Origin of the sequence: Streptomyces sp. NPDC001852 (genome assembly GCF_042891825.1) — a bacterium.
Lineage (GTDB): Bacteria > Actinomycetota > Actinomycetes > Streptomycetales > Streptomycetaceae > Streptomyces.
The window spans coordinates 146,256-165,032 of the sequence record NZ_JBIATN010000002.1; the positions used below are offsets into that span (position 1 = coordinate 146,256).

General features: G+C 70.3%; 15 protein-coding genes. 14 read left to right on the plus strand and 1 reads right to left on the minus strand.

From position 1 onward, the window contains the following. Nucleotides 1-15 precede the first annotated feature (15 nt). The 12 genes from murF to ACFYZB_RS03405 all read left to right on the plus strand — a co-directional run bounded on the left by murF (nt 16) and on the right by ACFYZB_RS03405 (nt 12,534). Nucleotides 16-1,422 carry a UDP-N-acetylmuramoyl-tripeptide--D-alanyl-D-alanine ligase gene (gene murF, locus ACFYZB_RS03350; protein WP_388753751.1) on the plus strand — a complete coding sequence of 469 codons (1,407 nt, stop codon included), beginning with the start codon at nt 16-18 and terminating at the stop codon, nt 1,420-1,422. Next, a complete protein-coding gene (mraY, locus tag ACFYZB_RS03355; protein ID WP_351209247.1) occupies nt 1,419-2,492 on the plus strand; it encodes a phospho-N-acetylmuramoyl-pentapeptide-transferase in 1,074 nt (357 codons plus the stop codon). The genes murF and mraY overlap by 4 nt, the downstream gene beginning before the upstream one ends. Then, nucleotides 2,474-3,910: a UDP-N-acetylmuramoyl-L-alanine--D-glutamate ligase gene (gene murD / locus ACFYZB_RS03360; RefSeq protein ID WP_388753754.1), complete on the plus strand. Its 1,437-nt coding sequence runs from the start codon at nt 2,474-2,476 to the stop codon at nt 3,908-3,910. The genes mraY and murD overlap by 19 nt, the downstream gene beginning before the upstream one ends. 68 nt (nt 3,911-3,978) lie before the next feature. Continuing rightward, a complete protein-coding gene (ftsW, locus tag ACFYZB_RS03365; RefSeq protein ID WP_388753758.1) occupies nt 3,979-5,352 on the plus strand; it encodes a putative lipid II flippase FtsW in 1,374 nt (457 codons plus the stop codon). Between the two features lie 6 nt (nt 5,353-5,358). Next, complete coding sequence (murG, locus tag ACFYZB_RS03370; protein WP_351209250.1) at nt 5,359-6,447, plus strand: undecaprenyldiphospho-muramoylpentapeptide beta-N-acetylglucosaminyltransferase; 1,089 nt, start codon at nt 5,359-5,361, stop codon at nt 6,445-6,447. 29 nt (nt 6,448-6,476) lie between these two features. After that, complete coding sequence (locus ACFYZB_RS03375; protein ID WP_388753760.1) at nt 6,477-7,271, plus strand: cell division protein FtsQ/DivIB; 795 nt, start codon at nt 6,477-6,479, stop codon at nt 7,269-7,271. Nucleotides 7,272-7,550: 279 nt separating this feature from the next. Then, nucleotides 7,551-8,762 (plus strand): cell division protein FtsZ, encoded by a 1,212-nt coding sequence (gene ftsZ, locus ACFYZB_RS03380; protein ID WP_351209251.1) that lies wholly within the window; start codon nt 7,551-7,553, stop codon nt 8,760-8,762. Next, the gene (gene pgeF / locus ACFYZB_RS03385) at nt 8,759-9,487 is read left to right on the plus strand and encodes a peptidoglycan editing factor PgeF (RefSeq protein ID WP_351209252.1); all 729 of its coding nucleotides are present in this window, start codon (nt 8,759-8,761) and stop codon (nt 9,485-9,487) included. Before ftsZ ends, pgeF begins: the two co-directional genes overlap by 4 nt. 6 nt (nt 9,488-9,493) lie before the next feature. Then, nucleotides 9,494-10,213 carry a YggS family pyridoxal phosphate-dependent enzyme gene (locus tag ACFYZB_RS03390; protein ID WP_388753763.1) on the plus strand — a complete coding sequence of 240 codons (720 nt, stop codon included), beginning with the start codon at nt 9,494-9,496 and terminating at the stop codon, nt 10,211-10,213. Between the two features lie 128 nt (nt 10,214-10,341). Then, nucleotides 10,342-10,983 carry a cell division protein SepF gene (locus ACFYZB_RS03395; RefSeq protein WP_228622713.1) on the plus strand — a complete coding sequence of 214 codons (642 nt, stop codon included), beginning with the start codon at nt 10,342-10,344 and terminating at the stop codon, nt 10,981-10,983. A 62-nt stretch (nt 10,984-11,045) separates the two neighbouring features. Next, complete coding sequence (locus tag ACFYZB_RS03400; protein WP_351209255.1) at nt 11,046-11,336, plus strand: YggT family protein; 291 nt, start codon at nt 11,046-11,048, stop codon at nt 11,334-11,336. Nucleotides 11,337-11,388: 52 nt separating this feature from the next. Further along, nucleotides 11,389-12,534 carry a DivIVA domain-containing protein gene (locus ACFYZB_RS03405; RefSeq protein ID WP_388753766.1) on the plus strand — a complete coding sequence of 382 codons (1,146 nt, stop codon included), beginning with the start codon at nt 11,389-11,391 and terminating at the stop codon, nt 12,532-12,534. Between the two features lie 511 nt (nt 12,535-13,045). On the opposite strand, the gene ileS is transcribed toward ACFYZB_RS03405, so the two are convergent. After that, the gene (gene ileS, locus ACFYZB_RS03410) at nt 13,046-16,189 is read right to left on the minus strand and encodes an isoleucine--tRNA ligase (protein ID WP_388753768.1); all 3,144 of its coding nucleotides are present in this window, start codon (nt 16,187-16,189) and stop codon (nt 13,046-13,048) included. 605 nt (nt 16,190-16,794) lie between these two features. On the opposite strand from ileS, the gene ACFYZB_RS03415 reads away from it, so the two are divergent. Both ACFYZB_RS03415 and lspA read left to right on the plus strand, forming a co-directional pair. Beyond that, nucleotides 16,795-18,078 (plus strand): TraR/DksA C4-type zinc finger protein, encoded by a 1,284-nt coding sequence (locus ACFYZB_RS03415; RefSeq protein WP_388753771.1) that lies wholly within the window; start codon nt 16,795-16,797, stop codon nt 18,076-18,078. Between the two features lie 59 nt (nt 18,079-18,137). Continuing rightward, a complete protein-coding gene (lspA, locus tag ACFYZB_RS03420) occupies nt 18,138-18,710 on the plus strand; it encodes a signal peptidase II (protein ID WP_388753773.1) in 573 nt (190 codons plus the stop codon). Nucleotides 18,711-18,777 lie beyond the last annotated feature (67 nt).

An 18,777-nucleotide genomic window follows, 5' to 3' on the forward strand; every position in this document is an offset into this window, starting at 1 on the left:
CCAGGGGATGAACTTGTGATCGCCCTCTCCCTCGCCGAGATCGCAGCAGTCGTCGGCGGGCAGACGCACGACATACCGGATCCGTCCGCGGCTGTCACCGGACCGGTCGTCCGGGACTCCCGCGAGGTGGTGCCCGGCAGCCTGTTCGCCGCCTTCGTCGGCGAGCGCGTGGACGGCCACGACTACGCACCGCAGGTGATCGAGGCGGGCGCGGTCGCCGTACTGGCGTCGCGCCCGGTCGGCGTGCCCGCGATCGTCGTCGACGACGTCCAGACCGCGCTAGGCGCCCTCGCCCGGCACGTCGTACGCCGGCTCGGCGCGACCCTCGTCGCCCTGACCGGCTCGGCGGGCAAGACCAGCACCAAGGACCTGATCGCGCAGGTGCTCCAGCGCAAGGCGCCGACGGTGTTCACGCCCGGCTCGCTCAACAACGAGATCGGGCTGCCGCTGACCGCCCTGTCCGCCACCGAGGAGACCAGGTTCCTCGTGCTGGAGATGGGCGCCCGCGGCGTCGGGCACATCCGCTACCTCACCGACCTGACCCCGCCGAGGATCGGCCTGGTCCTCAACGTCGGCACCGCCCACATCGGGGAGTTCGGCGGCCGCGAGCAGATCGCCGAGGCCAAGGGCGAGATCATCGAGGGCCTTCCGGAGGACGGCGCCGCGATCCTCAACGCCGACGACCCGCTGGTGCGGGCCATGGCCCCCCGTACCAAGGCGAAGGTGGTCCTTTTCGGAGAGTCGGCCGAAGCGGACGTACGCGCCGAGAACGTGCGACTCACGGACAGCGGACAGCCCTCCTTCAGGCTTCTCACACCCTCCGGTGCATCCGATGTGACCATGCGCCTGTACGGTGAGCACCACGTGTCGAACGCGCTCGCCGCGGCCGCCGTCGCCCATGAGCTGGGCATGTCCGCGGAAGAGATCGCCACCGCGCTCTCCGAGGCGGGCTCCCTCTCCCGCTGGCGCATGGAGGTCACCGAGCGCCCGGACGGCGTGACCATCGTCAACGACGCCTACAACGCCAACCCCGAGTCCATGCGGGCCGCCCTCAGGGCACTCGCGGCCATGGGCAAGGGGCGCCGCACGTGGGCGGTGCTCGGCAAGATGGCCGAGCTGGGGGACGAGGCGCTCGCCGAGCACGACGCCGTCGGACGGCTCGCCGTCCGGCTCAACGTCAGCAAGCTCGTCGCCGTCGGGGGGATTGAGGCCTCCTGGCTGCAACTGGGCGCATATAACGAGGGTTCGTGGGGTGAGGAGTCGGTGCACGTGTCCGACGCACAGGCGGCGATCGACCTGTTGCGCAGCGAGTTGCGCCCGGGGGACGTCGTACTCGTGAAGGCGTCCCGTTCGGTGGGTCTGGAGAGCGTTGCCCAGGCGCTCGTCGAGACCGGTGCCGAGGGCGAGGTTGCCGCCCGATGATGAAGCAGATCCTGTTCTCAGGAGTCATTGGCCTCTTCCTGACGCTGATCGGCACCCCGCTGCTGATCAAGCTCCTCGCGCGCAAGGGCTACGGCCAGTACATCCGCGACGACGGTCCGCGCGAGCACGCCAGCAAGCGCGGTACGCCGACCATGGGCGGCATCGCCTTCATCCTGGCGACGATCGCGGCGTACTTCCTGAGCAAGCTCATCACCGGTTACCCGCCCACCTACTCCGGGCTGCTGGTCCTCGGCCTGATGTTCGGCATGGGCCTGGTCGGCTTCCTCGACGACTACATCAAGATCGTCAAGCGGCGTTCGCTGGGCCTGCGGGCCAAGGCGAAGATGGCCGGCCAGCTGATCGTCGGCATCACCTTCGCCGTGCTGTCGCTGATGTTCGCCGACGCGCGCGGCAACACCCCGGCCTCCACCAAGCTGTCGTTCATCACGGACTTCGGCTGGACGATCGGCCCGGTGCTGTTCGTCGTCTGGGCGCTGTTCATGATCCTGGCGATGTCGAACGGCGTGAACCTCACCGACGGCCTGGACGGTCTGGCCACCGGCGCCTCCGTGCTGGTCTTCGGCGCCTACACGTTCATCGGTGTCTGGCAGTTCCAGGAGTCCTGCGCCAACGCGCAGACCCTGACCAACCCGGCCGCCTGCTACGAGGTGCGCGACCCGCTCGACCTCGCGGTGATCGCCTCCGCGCTGATGGGTGCCTGCCTGGGCTTCCTGTGGTGGAACACCTCGCCGGCGAAGATCTTCATGGGTGACACCGGCTCGCTCGCCCTCGGCGGTGTCCTCACCGGCCTGGCCATCCTCTCCCGCACGGAGCTGCTGCTGGCCATCATGGGCGGCCTCTTCGTCCTCATCACCATGTCGGTCGTCATCCAGGTCGGCTCCTTCCGGCTCACCGGCAAGCGCGTCTTCCGGATGGCGCCACTGCAGCACCACTTCGAACTCAAGGGCTGGTCCGAGGTCCTGGTGGTGGTCCGGTTCTGGATCATCCAGGGCATCTGTGTGATTGTCGGACTGGGCCTCTTCTACGCGGGATGGGCAGCGGAAAAGTGACCTCCACCTCGGAGCCCCATGACTTCCAGGGCAAGCACGTCACCGTCGCCGGGCTCGGCGTCTCGGGCGTCCCGGCGGCCAAGGTGCTGCACGCGCGCGGGGCGGTCGTCACGGTCGTCAACGACGGCGACGACGCACGCGCGCGTGAGCAGGCCGCGGAGCTTCAGGCGCTCGGCATCACCGTGCGCCTCGGCGACGGCGCATCCCTGCCGGAGGGCACCGAGCTGATCGTCACCGCACCCGGCTGGAAGCCCGACAAGCCGCTGTTCCAGGCGGCCGAGAAGGCGGGCGTGCCGGTCTGGGGCGACGTCGAGCTGGCCTGGCGCCTGCGCGGCCCCGACGCGGCACCCTGGCTGGCCGTCACGGGCACCAACGGCAAGACCACGACCGTGCAGATGCTGGCGTCGATCCTGAGGGCCGCGGGCCTGCGCACCGCGGCCGTCGGCAACATCGGCGTCTCCCTGCTGGACGTGGTCCTCGGCGAGGAGACCTACGACGTCCTCGCCGTCGAGCTGTCCAGCTACCAGCTGCACTGGGCGCCCTCGCTGCGGGCGCATTCGGCCGCGGTCCTCAACCTCGCGCCCGACCACCTCGACTGGCACGGCTCCATGGAGGCCTACGCGCGCGACAAGGGCCGTGTCTACGAGGGCAATCGGGTCGCCTGCGTCTACAACGTGGCCGACAAGCGCACCGAGGACCTGGTGCGCGAGGCCGACGTCGAGGAGGGCTGCCGGGCCATCGGCTTCACCCTGGGCACCCCGGGCCCCTCTCAACTCGGGGTCGTGGACGGCATCCTGGTCGACCGCGCCTTCGTCGAGAACCGGCAGAAGAACGCCCAGGAGCTCGCCGAGGTCTCCGACATCGACCCGCCGGCTCCCCACAACATCGCCAACGCCCTTGCTGCGGCGGCCCTCGCGCGCGCCTTCGGGGTGCCCGCCAAGGCCGTACGGGACGGCCTGAGGGCCTTCCGCCCGGACGCGCACCGCATCGCCCACGTCGCCGATGTCGACGGCGTCGCCTACGTGGACGACTCCAAGGCGACCAACACCCATGCCGCGGAAGCCTCGTTGGCGTCATATGAGTCGATTGTATGGATTGCGGGCGGTCTGGCGAAGGGTGCGACCTTCGGGGAACTGGTCGCCAAGTCGGCAAAGCGACTTCGCGGTGCCGTCCTGATCGGCGCCGACCGGGCCCTGATCCGCGACGCCCTCGCGCGACACGCGCCGGAAGTACCCGTGGTGGACCTCGACCGGACCGACACTGGGGCGATGCTCCAGGCGGTGACGGAGGCCAAGCGGCTCGCGCAGCCCGGCGACACGGTGCTGCTGGCCCCGGCCTGCGCCTCCATGGACATGTTCACCAACTACAACCAGCGCGGTGACGCGTTCGCGGCGGCGGTCCGCGAACTCGAAGCCTGACCCCGGCCGCCCGCCGGGCGGATCTTGGGAGGGACGCGTGGGACGGTCGACGTTCAGTGGAGGCGCCGATGCCCAGTAGCCGTACCGGGAAACCGCCCGTGCAGGGGGCGTCCCGGCGTCCCCGTCCCGCCGCCGGGCCCCCGAGCGAGAGCCCCGTACAGCGGTTCTACGGCCGGGCGCGGAAGGCCTGGGACCGGCCGCTGACCGCCTACTACCTGATCCTCGGCGGCAGTGTGCTGATCATCGTGCTGGGTCTGGTGATGGTCTACTCGGCCTCCCAGATCACCGCGCTGCAGATGTCGCTTCCCGGGTCGTACTTCTTCCGCAAGCAGCTGCTGGCCGCCGTGATCGGCGGGGTACTGCTGTTCGCGGCCTCCCGCATGCCGGTGAAACTGCACCGGGCGCTCGCCTACCCGATCCTCGCCGCCGCCGTCTTCCTGATGGCCCTGGTCCAGGTGCCCGGGATAGGGATGACGGTCAACGGCAACCAGAACTGGATCGCCCTCGGCGGTTCCTTCCAGGTCCAGCCGAGCGAGTTCGGCAAGCTCGCCCTGGTGCTGTGGGGCGCGGACCTGATCGCCCGCAAGCAGGAGAAGAGGCTGCTGACCCAGTGGAAGCACATGCTGGTGCCGCTGGTGCCGGTCACCTTCCTGCTGCTCGGTCTGATCATGCTCGGCGGCGACATGGGTACGACGATCATCCTCACCGCGATCCTGTTCGGCCTGCTGTGGCTCGCGGGGGCGCCGACCCGGCTGTTCGCGGGGGTGCTGACGATCGCGACCCTGATCGGCGGCGTCCTCATCAAGACCAGCCCGCACCGCCTCGCCCGCCTCAACTGCATCGCCGCCACCGACTCCGGCCCGAACGACATGTGCTGGCAGGCCGTGCACGGCCTCTACGCCCTCGCCTCCGGCGGACTCTTCGGCTCCGGTCTCGGCGCGAGTGTGGAAAAATGGGGACAACTCCCGGAAGCGCACACCGACTTCATCTTCGCCGTCACCGGTGAGGAGCTGGGCCTGGCGGGGACGCTGTCGGTGCTCGCCCTGTTCGCGGCTCTAGGCTATGCGGGTATCCGCGTGGCCGGACGCACGGAGGACCCCTTCGTGAGGTACGCCGCGGGAGGCGTGACCACCTGGATCACCGCCCAGGCTGTGATCAACATTGGTGCGGTGCTCGGCCTGCTGCCGATCGCCGGCGTCCCCCTCCCGCTGTTCTCCTACGGAGGGTCGGCCCTGCTGCCGACCATGTTCGCCATCGGGCTGCTGATCGCCTTCGCACGCGACGAGCCCGCTGCGCGGGCAGCGCTTGCGATGCGGCAACCTCGCTTTGGTAGAAAGCGGGCGGGAGACCTGGTGCCCGGCAAAAGGCCGACCGGAGCTCCTCGGAGATGGAACACGATGCGACGGCGCGCCTCCACGGCGCGTTCGTCCGGAGAGCGGTGAATTTCGGTGCATGTCGTACTCGCCGGTGGGGGGACCGCCGGCCACATCGAGCCCGCGCTCGCCCTCGCGGACGCCCTGCGCAGGCAGGACCCGACCGTGGGGATCACGGCCCTGGGCACGGAGCGCGGCCTGGAGACCCGGCTCGTCCCGGAGCGCGGCTACGAGCTGGCGCTGATCCCCGCGGTGCCGCTGCCCCGCAAGCCGACTCCCGAGCTGATCACCGTCCCGGGCCGGCTGCGCGGCACCATCAAGGCCGCCGAGCAGATCCTGGAGCGCACCAAGGCGGACTGCGTCGTCGGTTTCGGCGGTTATGTCGCCCTGCCCGGCTACCTGGCCGCCAAGCGGCTCGGCGTACCCATCGTGATCCACGAGGCCAACGCCCGCCCCGGCCTGGCCAACAAGATCGGCTCGCGGTACGCGGCCCGGGTCGCCGTCTCGACGCCGGACAGCAAGCTGCGCGACGCCCGCTACATCGGGATCCCGCTGCGCCGTTCCATCGCCACCCTGGACCGCGCCGCCGCCCGCCCCGAGGCCCGCCACCGCTTCGGCCTCGACCCGAACCTGCCCACGCTGCTCGTCTCCGGCGGCTCCCAGGGCGCCCGGCGCCTCAACGAGGTGGTCCAGCAGGTCGCCCCGTGGCTCCAGCAGGCCGGCATCCAGATCCTGCACGCGGTCGGCCCGAAGAACGAACTGCCGCAGGTGCACCAGATGCCGGGAATGCCCCCCTATATCCCGGTAAGTTACCTGGACCGGATGGACCTCGCGTACGCCGCGGCCGACATGATGCTCTGCCGCGCGGGCGCGATGACCGTCGCCGAACTCTCCGCCGTCGGGCTCCCGGCCGCCTATGTCCCGCTGCCCATCGGCAACGGCGAACAGCGGCTCAACGCCCAGCCGGTGGTGAAGGCCGGCGGCGGACTCCTCGTCGACGACGCGGAACTCACGCCCGAGTGGGTGCAGCAGAACGTCCTGCCCGTGCTCGCCGATCCGCACCGGCTCTACGAGATGTCCCGCGCGGCAGGCGAGTTCGGCCGCCGGGACGCCGACGACCTGCTCGTCGGCATGGTGTACGAGGCGATCGCCTCGCGCCGTTAGGACCGTATGACGAAAGGGCAGTGAGCAGCGTGGCCGGACCGACGACCGCCGAGCGCGGTGAACGCCAGCAGGAGTCGTCCGGCCCGCCGCTCGTCCGCAGGCTCGGGAGACCACGCCTTCGTACGATCGTCGTTCTGGCGGTCGTTCTGGTGCTCCTCGGGGCCGGTTCCGTCTGGGCGTTGTACGGATCCGCCTGGCTGCGCGTCCGGCACGTCACGGTGTCGGGCACGCTCGTGCTGACCCCCGCCGAGGTGCGGGACGCGGCGGCCGTACCGGTCGGGGCGCCGATGATTTCCGTCGACACCGACGGCATCGAAGCCCGACTTCGCCGGAAATTGCCCCGAATTGACACCGTTGACGTGGTCCGCGTCTGGCCCCAGGGAATCGGCCTGAAAGTGACCGAGCGCACTCCGGTTCTGCTGGCTCGAAAGGGCCGGGACTTCATCGAAGTCGACCACGAGGGCGTCCGCTTCGCCACGGTTTCGCAGGCGCCGAATGGTGTTCCGATGCTGGAATTGTCCGTTTCTCGCACGGGTTCCGGCGCCGCGAGCTTCCGGCGCTTCGGCGTCGACCGGCTGACCCGGGAGGCGGTCCGGGTGGCGGGCGAGCTGCCGGCCGCCGTCGCGAAGGACACCCGGACCGTCCAAGTCCGTTCCTACGACGACGTCTCACTGCAGTTGGCCGACGGCCGCACGGTGGCATGGGGCAGCGGCGAGAACGGCCCCGCCAAGGCACGGACCCTCGCAGCTCTCATGAAAGCAGCCCCCGGCGCGCGGCACTTCGACGTCAGCGTCCCCACCGCCCCGGCGTCATCGGGGAGTTGACGCACATCAGCGCAGGCCAGCACCCTGGTTGGGCACTGCTACGGCTGATCACATAGGGTGAAAAGAAAAACGGGAGGTTCGGCGTGTTCGTTGAACGGGCGCCACTTGTCGACTTAGTGTCCTGTTCAGAAGACTCCAGGGAACAGAAACACTGGTAACCCTAAACTTCAGGGTTAGGGTTCGGGTCGGCGCTACGGACCGTCCCATTCGGCATCCGTCGTCCCGGCGCGGGGCACCGCCCGGCGGCGACAACGTAATTCGAGGCGAGAGGCCTTCGACGTGGCAGCACCGCAGAACTACCTCGCAGTCATCAAGGTCATCGGTGTCGGCGGCGGTGGTGTCAATGCCATCAACCGGATGATCGAGGTCGGTCTCAAGGGTGTCGAGTTCATCGCCATCAACACCGACGCACAGGCGCTGTTGATGAGCGACGCCGACGTCAAACTCGACGTCGGCCGCGAACTCACCCGCGGACTCGGCGCCGGAGCCAACCCGGCCGTCGGCCGCAAGGCCGCCGAGGACCACCGCGAGGAGATCGAGGAGGTCCTCAAGGGGGCCGACATGGTCTTCGTGACGGCCGGTGAAGGCGGCGGCACCGGCACCGGCGGCGCGCCCGTCGTGGCCAACATCGCGCGCTCGCTCGGCGCCCTCACCATCGGCGTGGTCACGCGCCCGTTCACCTTCGAGGGACGGCGCCGCGCGAACCAGGCCGAGGACGGCATCGCCGAACTGCGCGAAGAGGTCGACACCCTCATCGTCATCCCCAACGACCGGCTGCTGTCCATCTCGGACCGCCAGGTCTCGGTCCTGGACGCCTTCAAGTCCGCCGACCAGGTCCTGCTCTCCGGTGTCCAGGGCATCACCGACCTCATCACCACCCCCGGCCTGATCAACCTCGACTTCGCCGACGTGAAGTCGGTCATGTCCGAGGCCGGTTCGGCCCTCATGGGCATCGGTTCGGCCCGCGGCGACGACCGCGCGGTGGCCGCGGCCGAGATGGCGATCTCCTCGCCGCTGCTGGAGGCGTCCATCGACGGCGCCCGGGGCGTGCTGCTCTCCATCTCCGGCGGGTCCGACCTCGGCCTGTTCGAGATCAACGAGGCGGCCCAGCTGGTCAGCGAGGCCGCCCACCCCGAGGCCAACATCATCTTCGGCGCGGTCATCGACGACGCCCTCGGCGACGAGGTCCGGGTCACCGTGATCGCGGCCGGCTTCGACGGCGGCCAGCCCCCGGCCCGCCGGGACAACGTCCTCGGCTCGGCCTCGACTTCGACGGGCGCCCGTCGCGAGGACCCCGTTCCGTCCCGGCCGAGCGAGCCCAGCCGTCCGTCCTTCGGCTCGCTGGGCAGCGTCAAGCCCAAGGAGGAGCCGGAGCCGGCGCCCGAGCCGGTGGCCGACATCCCGGTCCCCCCGCCGGTGACGCCGGCGCCCCGCCCCTCCTACGCGGACAGCGCGGCCGAGGAACTGGACGTCCCGGACTTCCTGAAGTGATAGGACGGCGCGAGAGCGTGAGCGGCGCGCACTTCGCCTTCACCGACCGGTGGGGCGGGGTGAGCGCCGCTCCGTATGAGGAGCTGAACCTCGGCGGCGCGGTCGGCGACGACCCCGAGGCCGTACGGGCCAACCGGGACATCGCCGCCAAGTCGCTCGGCCTCGACGCGGACCGGGTCGTCTGGATGAACCAGGTGCACGGCGCCGATGTGGCCGTGGTGGAGGAGCCCTGGGGAGAGAGCCCGGTGCCTCAGGTCGACGCGATCGTCACCGTCCGCCGCGGACTCGCCCTGGCCGTCCTCACCGCCGACTGCGTGCCGGTGCTGCTCGCCGATCCCGTCGCCGGGGTCGCCGCGGCGGCCCACGCGGGCCGGCCCGGCATGGTCAAGGGGGTCGTCCCCGCCGCCGTACGGGCCATGGTCGGACTCGGCGCCGAGCCGGGCCGGATCGTCGCCCGCACCGGACCGGCCGTGTGCGGGCGGTGCTACGAGGTGCCGGAGGCGATGCGCGCCGAGGTGGCGGCCGTCGAGCCGGCGGCGCACGCTGAGACGAGCTGGGGTACGCCGGCGGTCGACGTGAGCGCCGGGGTGCACGCGCAGCTCGACCGGCTCGGGGTGCGCGACCGGGCGCGGTCGCCGGAGTGCACGCTGGAGTCGGGCGACCACTTCTCGTACCGTCGTGACCGCACCACCGGGCGGCTCGCGGGCTATGTGTGGCTGGACTGATGGGACATGACGGACCGTAAGACCGAACTCGCCGGAAACCTGGCGAAAGTGGAGGAACGTATCACCGCCGCCTGTGTGGCGGCCGGGCGCAAGCGGGAGGAGGTGACCCTCATCGTGGTCACCAAGACCTACCCGGCGAGCGATGTGCGGATCCTGTCGGAACTCGGTGTGCGTCACGTCGCCGAGAACCGCGACCAGGACGCGGCGCCGAAGGCCGCGGCGTGTGCGGATCTGCCCCTCAAATGGCATTTTGTCGGCCAGTTGCAGACCAACAAGGTCCGTTCCGTGGTCGGTTACGCGGATGTGGTGCAGTCCGTGGATCGTCCCAAGCTCGTCACGGCTCTGTCGAAGGAGGCCGTGCGGGCGGGGCGCGAGGTCGGGTGTCTCGTCCAGGTCGCGCTGGACGCCGGCGCGAGCGGCCGGGGCGAGCGCGGAGGCGTGGCTCCGGGCGGAATCGAAGAGTTGGCCGACCTCATCGGCGAGGCGCCGGGGCTGCGGCTCGGGGGTCTGATGACCGTCGCCCCGCTCACCGGGGAGTACGCGGGACGCGAACAGGCGGCGTTTGAGCGCCTCATGGATTTGTCGACTGACCTGCGCCGAGCCCATCCGGCTGCAACCATGGTGTCGGCAGGGATGAGTGCGGACCTCGAACAGGCCGTGGCCGCCGGGGCGACACATGTGCGCGTCGGCACTGCGGTACTCGGAGTCCGCCCCAGGCTCGGGTAACGTCGCCAAGAAGTCGGACCACAGCAGAAAATATGGTCAGTGCCTGTGAAGGCGGGCGCAACGACCTCGTGGATCGCGGGCACTTGGCAGTCGTCAGCCGATCCACCACAGAGCGGAGGACTCAGAGCATGGCCGGCGCGATGCGCAAGATGGCGGTCTACCTCGGCCTCGTGGAGGACGATGGGTACGACGGCCGCGGATTCGACCCCGACGACGACTTCGAGCCCGAGTTGGACCCGGAACCCGAACGGGATCACCGACGGCACGAATCTTCACACCAATCGCACGGCGCACATCAGTCCCAAAGGGACGAAGAGGTGCGAATCGTGCAACCGCCCGCGCCGCGCGAGCCGGTGGCCCGTTCGACCGCTCTCGCCGCGGAATCCGGACGTCCGGCGCGGATCGCGCCCGTGGCATCCATCACACAAGAACGTCAGTCCCTCGAGAAGAACGCACCGGTGATCATGCCCAAGGTTGTGTCCGAGCGAGAGCCTTACCGGATCACCACGCTTCACCCCCGGACCTACAACGAGGCCCGTACCATCGGGGAACACTTCCGTGAGGGCACCCCGGTGATCATGAATCTGACTGAGATGGATGACACAGACGCGAAGCGACTTGTCGACTTTGCGGCCGGTTTGGTGTTTGGTCTTCACGGCAGCATCGAGCGGGTGACGCAGAAGGTGTTCCTGTTGTCTCCTGCTAACGTCGATGTCACGGCGGAGGACAAGGCCCGCATCGCAGAGGGCGGGTTCTTCAACCAGAGCTGAGACGCAGACAACCGGATCGAGGCTCGGAAGAGCATGGAACAGGGGAGAGGGAAGCGCAGGACATGAGCGTGTTCGTCACGGTGGTCCACACCGCGCTGCTGGTGTTCCTCGCCGTGCTCATCTTCCGGCTGGTCATGGATTATGTGTTCCAGTTCGCCCGCTCGTGGCAACCCGGCAAGGCGATGGTGGTCGTACTGGAGGCCACCTACACTGTCACCGATCCACCGCTGAAGCTTCTGCGGCGGTTCATCCCGCCGCTGCGTCTCGGGGGCGTGGCGCTCGACCTGTCCTTCTTCGTACTGATGATCATCGTCTACATCCTCCTGTCCATCACGGGGAGCTTCGGAGGATGAGGATGGACGATACGGTCTTGCCGACTGCCGATGACTACGTTGAGGTGAAGAGATGCCGTTGACCCCCGAGGACGTGCGGAACAAGCAGTTCACGACCGTCCGCCTCCGAGAAGGCTATGACGAGGACGAGGTCGATGCCTTCCTCGACGAGGTCGAAGCCGAACTGACCCGTCTGCTCCGCGAGAACGAGGACCTGCGCGCCAAGCTGGCCGCGGCGACCCGTGCGGCCGCGCAGAACCAGCAGAACATGCGCAAGAGCCCGCCGGAGCAGGACCAGCAGCAGCACCAGCAGCACCCACAGCAGCAGGGGATGCCTCAGCAGGGCATGCGAGGTCCCGGTGCGCCGGTACCCGCCGGCATATCGGGCCCGCCGCAGCAGCAGATGGGCGGCCCCATGGGTGGCCCGCCCCAGCTGCCGAGCGGCGCCCCGCAGCTGCCCGCCGGCCCCGGCGGTCAGGGCGGCCCGCAGGGTCCCGGCCCGATGGGCCAGGGTCCGATGGGTCAGGGCCCGATGGGCGGCCAGCCGCCCATGCAGCAGATGGGCGGCCCGATGGGCGGCCCCATGGGTGGCCCGATGGGCGGCCCCGGTCAGGGCCCCGGTGGCGACAGTGCCGCCCGAGTCCTCTCGCTGGCCCAGCAGACCGCCGACCAGGCGATCGCCGAGGCCCGCTCCGAGGCCAACAAGATCGTCGGCGAGGCCCGCAGCCGCGCCGAGGGTCTGGAGCGTGACGCCCGTGCCAAGGCCGACGCCCTGGAGCGGGACGCGCAGGAGAAGCACCGCGTCGCGATGGGCTCCCTGGAGTCCGCCCGCGCCACGCTGGAGCGCAAGGTCGAGGACCTGCGCGGCTTCGAGCGCGAGTACCGCACGCGCCTGAAGTCGTACCTCGAGTCCCAGCTGCGCCAGCTGGAGACCCAGGCCGACGACTCCCTGGCCCCGCCGCGCACCCCGGCCACCGCGTCGCTGCCGCCGTCCCCGGCGCCCTCCATGGCTCCGGCCGGCGCGAGCGCCCCGTCCTACGGCGGCAACCAGACGATGGGCGGCAACCCCGGCCCGTCCGCCCCGTCCTACGGCGGCCAGCAGCAGATGACCCCGGCCATGACCCAGCCCATGGCCCCGGTCCGCCCGCAGGGCCCGTCCCCGATGGGCCAGGCACCCTCGCCGATGCGCGGGTTCCTGATCGACGAGGACGACAACTGAGCACCGGGCACTAGTACGACAACGGCGTCGGCAGCGCTCAAGAAGGGCGGGCCCCTGGACTTCGGTCCTGGGGCCCGCCCTTTTTACGCGTGTTGACGGGGGTGTCGGTGAGGTGCCCCACGGTGACCGCCATGAGTGAACACAGGTTCCCCTGGCGGGCACGGGCCGATGAGGAGTCGGTCCGCCGGGGGGGGAAGTCTGGGCGGCTGGGACGCGCACGCACCTGGCGGCGGCGGGACTTCCGGTCCGGGAGCCGGAACCGGACGCCCGTGACGGCGGCGGCCCTGGTCGAGGCCGGCCCGACGGTGGGGACGGTCGGCGTCTCCATCGGCTGGGACCCGGCGCCCTTACCACGGGCGCGGTGAGGCCGGCGCGCATCGCCTCGATCTTGCCGTGAGCCGGGGACCTGACCGATCGCTGCCGGTGTCCGCGGGCCTCGACACGTTGCGCCTGCCGGAAAGCGGGAAGGACCCGGACCCCCAGGGGGAGCCGGGCCCTTCCTGGCCGCCGCTTACGCCTTGCGCAGCCGGAACGACAGGGACAGACCCTCGTCGGTGAACGGCTCGCCGAAGCTGTCGTCGGCCTCACCCTGCGCGAAGTCCGTCGACAAGACCTCCTCGGCGATCAGCTCGCTGTGCTCCGTCAGCGCGGCGACCACCGCGGGGTCGGTCGATGCCCAGCGCAGGGCGATGCGGTCGGCCACGTCCAGGCCGCTGTTCTTGCGGGCCTCCTGGATCAGCCGGATCGCGTCACGGGCCAGGCCCGCCTGCCGCAGCTCCTCGGTGATCTCCAGGTCCAGGGCCACCGTGGCACCGGAGTCGGAGGCCACCGACCAGCCCTCGCGCGGGGTTTCGGTGATGATCACCTCGTCGGGCGCGAGGGTGACCGTCTCCCCGTCGACCTCCACCGACGCCGTGCCCTCACGCAGGGCCAGGGACAGCGCGGCCGCGTCCGCGTGCGCGATGGCCTTGGCCACGTCCTGCACCCGCTTGCCGAACCGCTTGCCCAGCGCACGGAAGTTGGCCTTGGCGGTGGTGTCCACCAGCGAGCCGCCGACCTCGGAGAGCGACGCCAGCGAGGAGACGTTCAGCTCCTCGGTGATCTGCGTGTGCAGCTCGGGGTCCAGGGTCTCGAAGCCGGTCGCCGCGATCAGCGCGCGGGACAGCGGCTGACGCGTCTTGACGCCCGACTCCGCGCGCGTGGCCCGGCCCAGCTCGACCAGGCGGCGGACCAGGACCATCTGCTTCGACAGCTCCGGGTCGATGGAGGACAGGTCCGCCTCGGGCCAGGCGGCCAGGTGCACGGACTCCGGCGCGCCCGGGGTCACCGGCACGACCAGGTCCTGCCACACCCGCTCGGTGATGAACGGGGTGATCGGCGCCATCAGCTTGGTGACCGTCTCCAGGACCTCGTGCAGCGTGCGCAGCGCGGCCTTGTCGCCCTGCCAGAACCGGCGCCGCGAACGGCGGACGTACCAGTTGGACAGGTCGTCCACGAACGCGGACAGCAGCTTGCCGGCGCGCTGGGTGTCGTACGCCTCCAGGGACTGCGTCACCTGGTCGGTGAGCGCGTGCAGCTCGGACAGCAGCCAGCGGTCCAGCAGCGGGCGCTCGGCCGGGGCCGGATCCGCTGCGCTGGGCGCCCACTGGGACGTACGGGCGTACAGCGCCTGGAAGGCCACCGTGTTCCAGTACGTCAGCAGGGTCTTGCGGACGACCTCCTGGATGGTGCCGTGGCCGACGCGGCGGGCCGCCCACGGTGAGCCGCCTGCCGCCATGAACCAGCGCACCGCGTCCGCGCCGTGCTGGTCCATGAGCGGGATCGGCTGCAGGATGTTGCCCAGGTGCTTGGACATCTTGCGGCCGTCCTCGGCCAGGATGTGGCCCAGGCAGACGACGTTCTCGTACGACGACTTGTCGAAGACGAGCGTGCCGACGGCCATCAGCGTGTAGAACCAGCCGCGGGTCTGGTCGATCGCCTCGGAGATGAACTGGGCCGGGTAGCGGGCCTCGAACAGCTCCTTGTTCTTGTACGGGTAGCCCCACTGCGCGAACGGCATGGAACCCGAGTCGTACCAGGCGTCGATGACCTCCGGCACGCGCGTGGCGGTCCTGCCGCAGCCGTCGTGACGGCAGGCGAAGGTGACCTCGTCGATGTACGGGCGGTGCGGGTCGAGGCCCGACTGGTCGGTGCCGGTCAGCTCGGTCAGCTCCGCGCGGGAGCCCACGCAGGTGAGGTGGTCGTCCTCGCAGCGCCAGATCGGCAGCGGGGTGCCCCAGTAGCGGTTGCGGGACAGCGCCCAGTCGATGTTGTTGTTCAGCCAGTCGCCGTACCGGCCGTGCTTGACCGTCTCCGGGAACCAGTTGGTCTTCTCGTTCTCCTGGATGAGGCGGTCCTTGACCGCGGTGGTGCGGATGTACCAGGAGGGCTGCGCGTAGTAGAGCAGCGCGGTGTGGCAGCGCCAGCAGTGCGGGTAGCTGTGCTCGTACGCGACGTGCCGGAAGAGCAGACCGCGCTGCTGGAGGTCCTCGGTGAGTTTTTCGTCCGCCTTCTTGAAGAAGACGCCGCCGACCAGCGGGACGTCCTCCTCGAAGGTGCCGTCCGGACGGACCGGGTTCACGACGGGCAGGCCGTAGGAGCGGCACACCTTGAGGTCGTCCTCACCGAAGGCGGGGGACTGGTGGACCAGACCCGTACCGTCCTCGGTCGTCACATAGTCGGCGTTCACCACGTAGTGGGCCGGCTCCGGGAACCCGACGAGTTCGAACGGACGTTGGTAGTTCCAGCGCTCCATCTCGGCGCCGGTGAAGGTCCGGCCCGTCGCCTCCCAGCCCTCGCCGAGCGCCTTGGCGAGCAGCGGCTCGGCGACGACGAGCTTCTCCTCGCCGTTGGTCGCGACGACGTAGGTGACCTCCGGGTGCGCGGCGACCGCCGTGTTGGACACCAGGGTCCAGGGGGTCGTCGTCCACACCAGGAGCGCGGCCTCGCCGGCGAGCGGACCGGAGGTGAGCGGGAAACGGACGTACACGGACGGGTCGACGACCGTCTCGTAGCCCTGCGCCAGCTCGTGGTCGGACAGACCGGTGCCGCAGCGCGGGCACCAGGGGGCGACGCGGTGGTCCTGGACCAGCAGGCCCTTGGTGAAGATCTCCTTCAGCGACCACCAGACCGACTCCACGTACTCGGGGTCCATGGTCCGGTAGGCGTCGTCCAGGTCGACCCAGTAGCCCATGCGGGTCGTCAGCTCGGCGAAGGCGTCGGTGTGCCGGGTCACGGACTCGCGGCACCTGGCGTTGAACTCGGCGATGCCGTACGCCTCGATGTCCTGCTTGCCGGAGAAGCCCAGCTCCTTCTCGACGGCCAGCTCCACGGGCAGGCCGTGGCAGTCCCAGCCGGCCTTGCGGGCCACGTGGTAGCCGCGCATGGTGCGGAAGCGGGGGAAGACGTCCTTGAAGACGCGCGCCTCGATGTGGTGGGCGCCGGGCATGCCGTTGGCGGTGGGCGGGCCTTCGTAGAACACCCATTCCGGGCGGCCCTCGGACTGCTCCAGGCTCTTGGCGAAGACCTTCTGCTCGCGCCAGAAGTCGAGCACGGCGTGCTCAAGAGCGGGCAGGTCGACCTGTGCGGGCACCTGGCGGTACGTCGGCGCTGTCATCTGCGAGCATCCTCCAACGGACTTGCTGCCTTCCGTCGGAGGGACGAGAGCCTTCGATCCTGCTTACGCCGTGTGCGGCGCGCTCCCGCGGTACCACCCTCCTTGGCCCCCCGCCGCGCCGTACACGCCGGTGAGCCCCCTCATTGGGGTCGCGAAGCCGGTTCTACTCGCCGTCGCTCATCGGCTGCGGCTTTCTTCCGGCGGCTCCGGGGTGATCTTCACGTCGCGCTCGCCCCCGGGCTCACACCGTCCCCGGGTCGCTCTGGGCTGCGTACGCCGCTACTCGTCCCCATCCACGCTTTTCGCTCCGCCCAGTGTACGGCGCCGCGCGGACAGCGGCCGACCGCTTTTCCGCGCGGTGCGCCCGCCGGCCGTGTGACGGTCCTGGATGACCCGAATGGCCAGGGGTCGGGCGCTCGGGTCCGGGCAGGCCGGGCCCGGCGGATTACCCGGCGGGGAGCTGGGCACAACGGATGCAGGCCCGTTGCGCGGGGGGTGCGGGCGGGCGAATCGGGCGGTGTGCCCCGTTGCCGCGGGACCCAAGTCGATTTATCGTCCCAGCACGATTCGCGAGCAACATCACAATATGTGAAGGGGTCGCGGCCATGGTGGCGAAAAGGACCGCCGTACAGCCGCCGGCGACCGGTCGGCGCGGGGGTGCGGCCGCCTCCCGCGCGGCCGCTCCCGGCGCGGCTGCCTCCGGCGGTGAGGCCAGGGAAATGGCCGGGAAGAAGAGGGTGACCGGGGGAAAGGGCACGAGGGGGCAGCAGACGGAGCCGACCGCCGGGAAATCGGCCGCAGGGAAGGCCACGGCAGAGAAGGTCGCGGCAAAGAAGGCCACGGCCAGGAAGACGGCGGCCAGGGAGACGGCGGCCAGGGAGACGGCCGTCCGGACGGCTCCGGCGCGGGAGACGGTCAACGAAACGGTCACCGAAAAGGCGGCCGGAAAGAAGACGGCTGCGGCTGCCAAGAAGGCGGACGGAGTGGCGATGGCCGGCAGGAAGGCAGCTGTGAGGAAGACCGCCGCCAAGGACGCCCAGGCCGAGAAGGCCACGGCCACGGAAGCTCCGGCCAGGAAGGCCACCGTCAAGGAGGCGGTGGGCGACGAGCCGACGGCACCGAAGAAGGCCACGGCCAAGGAGACCGCGGCCAGGGAGACCGCGGCGAAGAAGACCGCGGCGAAGAAGACCGCGGCCAGGAAGACCGCGGCCAGGAAGACCACGGCCAAGAAGACCGGTGGAAAGAAGCCGGCGGCGAAGGGAGCGGTGGCGGACACGGCCGTCAGGAAGGCGCCGGCCCGGAAGGCAGGCGGCAGGCGGGCGGCCGCGGAGGGCGTCTCCCCGGAGGCGGCCGACGCGAGCAGGGCCAAGAAGGCGGGCGCGGCGCGGGCCGCGAAGCAGACGGGAGCCACGACAGTGGTTGCGAAGAAGACTCCTGGCACGGCCACGGCGGAGACCGCCGTTCCCAAGGCACGGGTCGCCGCGGCGGAGCCCGGCGAGCTGGCGGTGCGCCCCGGTGAGGACCCCTGGACCCCGGAAGAGGTCGCCGAGGCCCGTGCCGAGCTGCTGTCCGAGGTGGAGCGGCTGCGCGCCGAGATCAGCTCCTCCGAGGCGTCCCTCGCGGGCCTGATGCGGGACTCCGGGGACGGCGCGGGAGACGACCAGGCCGACACCGGTACCAAGAACATCACGCGCGAGCACGAACTGGCGCTCGCCGCCAACGCGCGCGAGATGCTGATCCAGAACGAGCACGCCCTGGAGCGGCTGGACGCGGGTACCTACGGCCTGTGCGAGAACTGCGGCAACCCCATCGGCAAGGCCCGGATGCAGGCCTTCCCCAGGGCCACGCTGTGCGTCGAGTGCAAGCAGAAGCAGGAACGCCGCTCCTGATGGCGCGGGGCCGTGCCGTAGTCTCGTCCTCAGTCAGGCACCTAGGTTGAGGGACTCACGTGGCAGAGGCGGAGCGCATCATCGGTACGCCGGACACCCCGGACGACGGCGGCGAGCAGCAGGGCGCGGCGGAGGCCAGGGGCCGTCGCGGGCGCCGGATCGCCCTGCTGTTCGCGGTGGCCGCGTTCGCGTACTCCCTCGACCTGATCAGCAAGCTGCTCGTGGTCGCCAAGCTGGAGGGTCACGAGCCGATCAGGGTCGTCGGGGACTGGCTGGAGCTGAACGCCACCCGCAACCCGGGTGCGGCCTTCGGCTTCGGTGCGGCCTTCACGGTCATCTTCACCCTGATCGCCGCGGCCGTGATCGTGGTGATCATCCGCCTGGCCCGCAAGCTCTACAGCTACCCCTGGGCCATCGCGCTGGGCCTGCTGCTGGGCGGCGCCCTCGGCAACCTCACCGACCGGATCTTCCGGTCGCCCGGTGTGTTCGAGGGCAAGGTCGTGGACTTCATCGCGCCCAAGGGCTTCGCCGTGTTCAACCTGGCCGACTCGGCCATCGTGTGCGGCGGCATACTGATCGTCCTGCTGTCCTTCCGGGGCCTGGACCCGGACGGCACGGTCCACAAGGACTGAGGCCGGCGCCGCCCGCGGGCGGTTGTCCACAGGCTCGTGCGGGCCGGTGCCACCCGTCCGGCATACT

Bases quoted from the DNA above. Each gene is read 5' to 3' on its own strand.
- mraY (WP_351209247.1), top strand. From the start codon at position 1,419: ATGATGAAGCAGATCCTGTTCTCAGGAGTCATTGGCCTCTTCCTGACG.
- murD (WP_388753754.1), top strand. From the start codon at position 2,474: ATGGGCAGCGGAAAAGTGACCTCCACCTCGGAGCCCCATGACTTCCAG.
- ftsW (WP_388753758.1), top strand. From the start codon at position 3,979: ATGCCCAGTAGCCGTACCGGGAAACCGCCCGTGCAGGGGGCGTCCCGG.
- ACFYZB_RS03390 (WP_388753763.1), top strand. From the start codon at position 9,494: ATGACGGACCGTAAGACCGAACTCGCCGGAAACCTGGCGAAAGTGGAG.
- ACFYZB_RS03395 (WP_228622713.1), top strand. From the start codon at position 10,342: ATGGCCGGCGCGATGCGCAAGATGGCGGTCTACCTCGGCCTCGTGGAG.
- ACFYZB_RS03400 (WP_351209255.1), top strand. From the start codon at position 11,046: ATGAGCGTGTTCGTCACGGTGGTCCACACCGCGCTGCTGGTGTTCCTC.
- ACFYZB_RS03405 (WP_388753766.1), top strand. From the start codon at position 11,389: ATGCCGTTGACCCCCGAGGACGTGCGGAACAAGCAGTTCACGACCGTC.
- ileS (WP_388753768.1), bottom strand. From the start codon at position 16,189: ATGACAGCGCCGACGTACCGCCAGGTGCCCGCACAGGTCGACCTGCCC.
- ACFYZB_RS03415 (WP_388753771.1), top strand. From the start codon at position 16,795: ATGGTGGCGAAAAGGACCGCCGTACAGCCGCCGGCGACCGGTCGGCGC.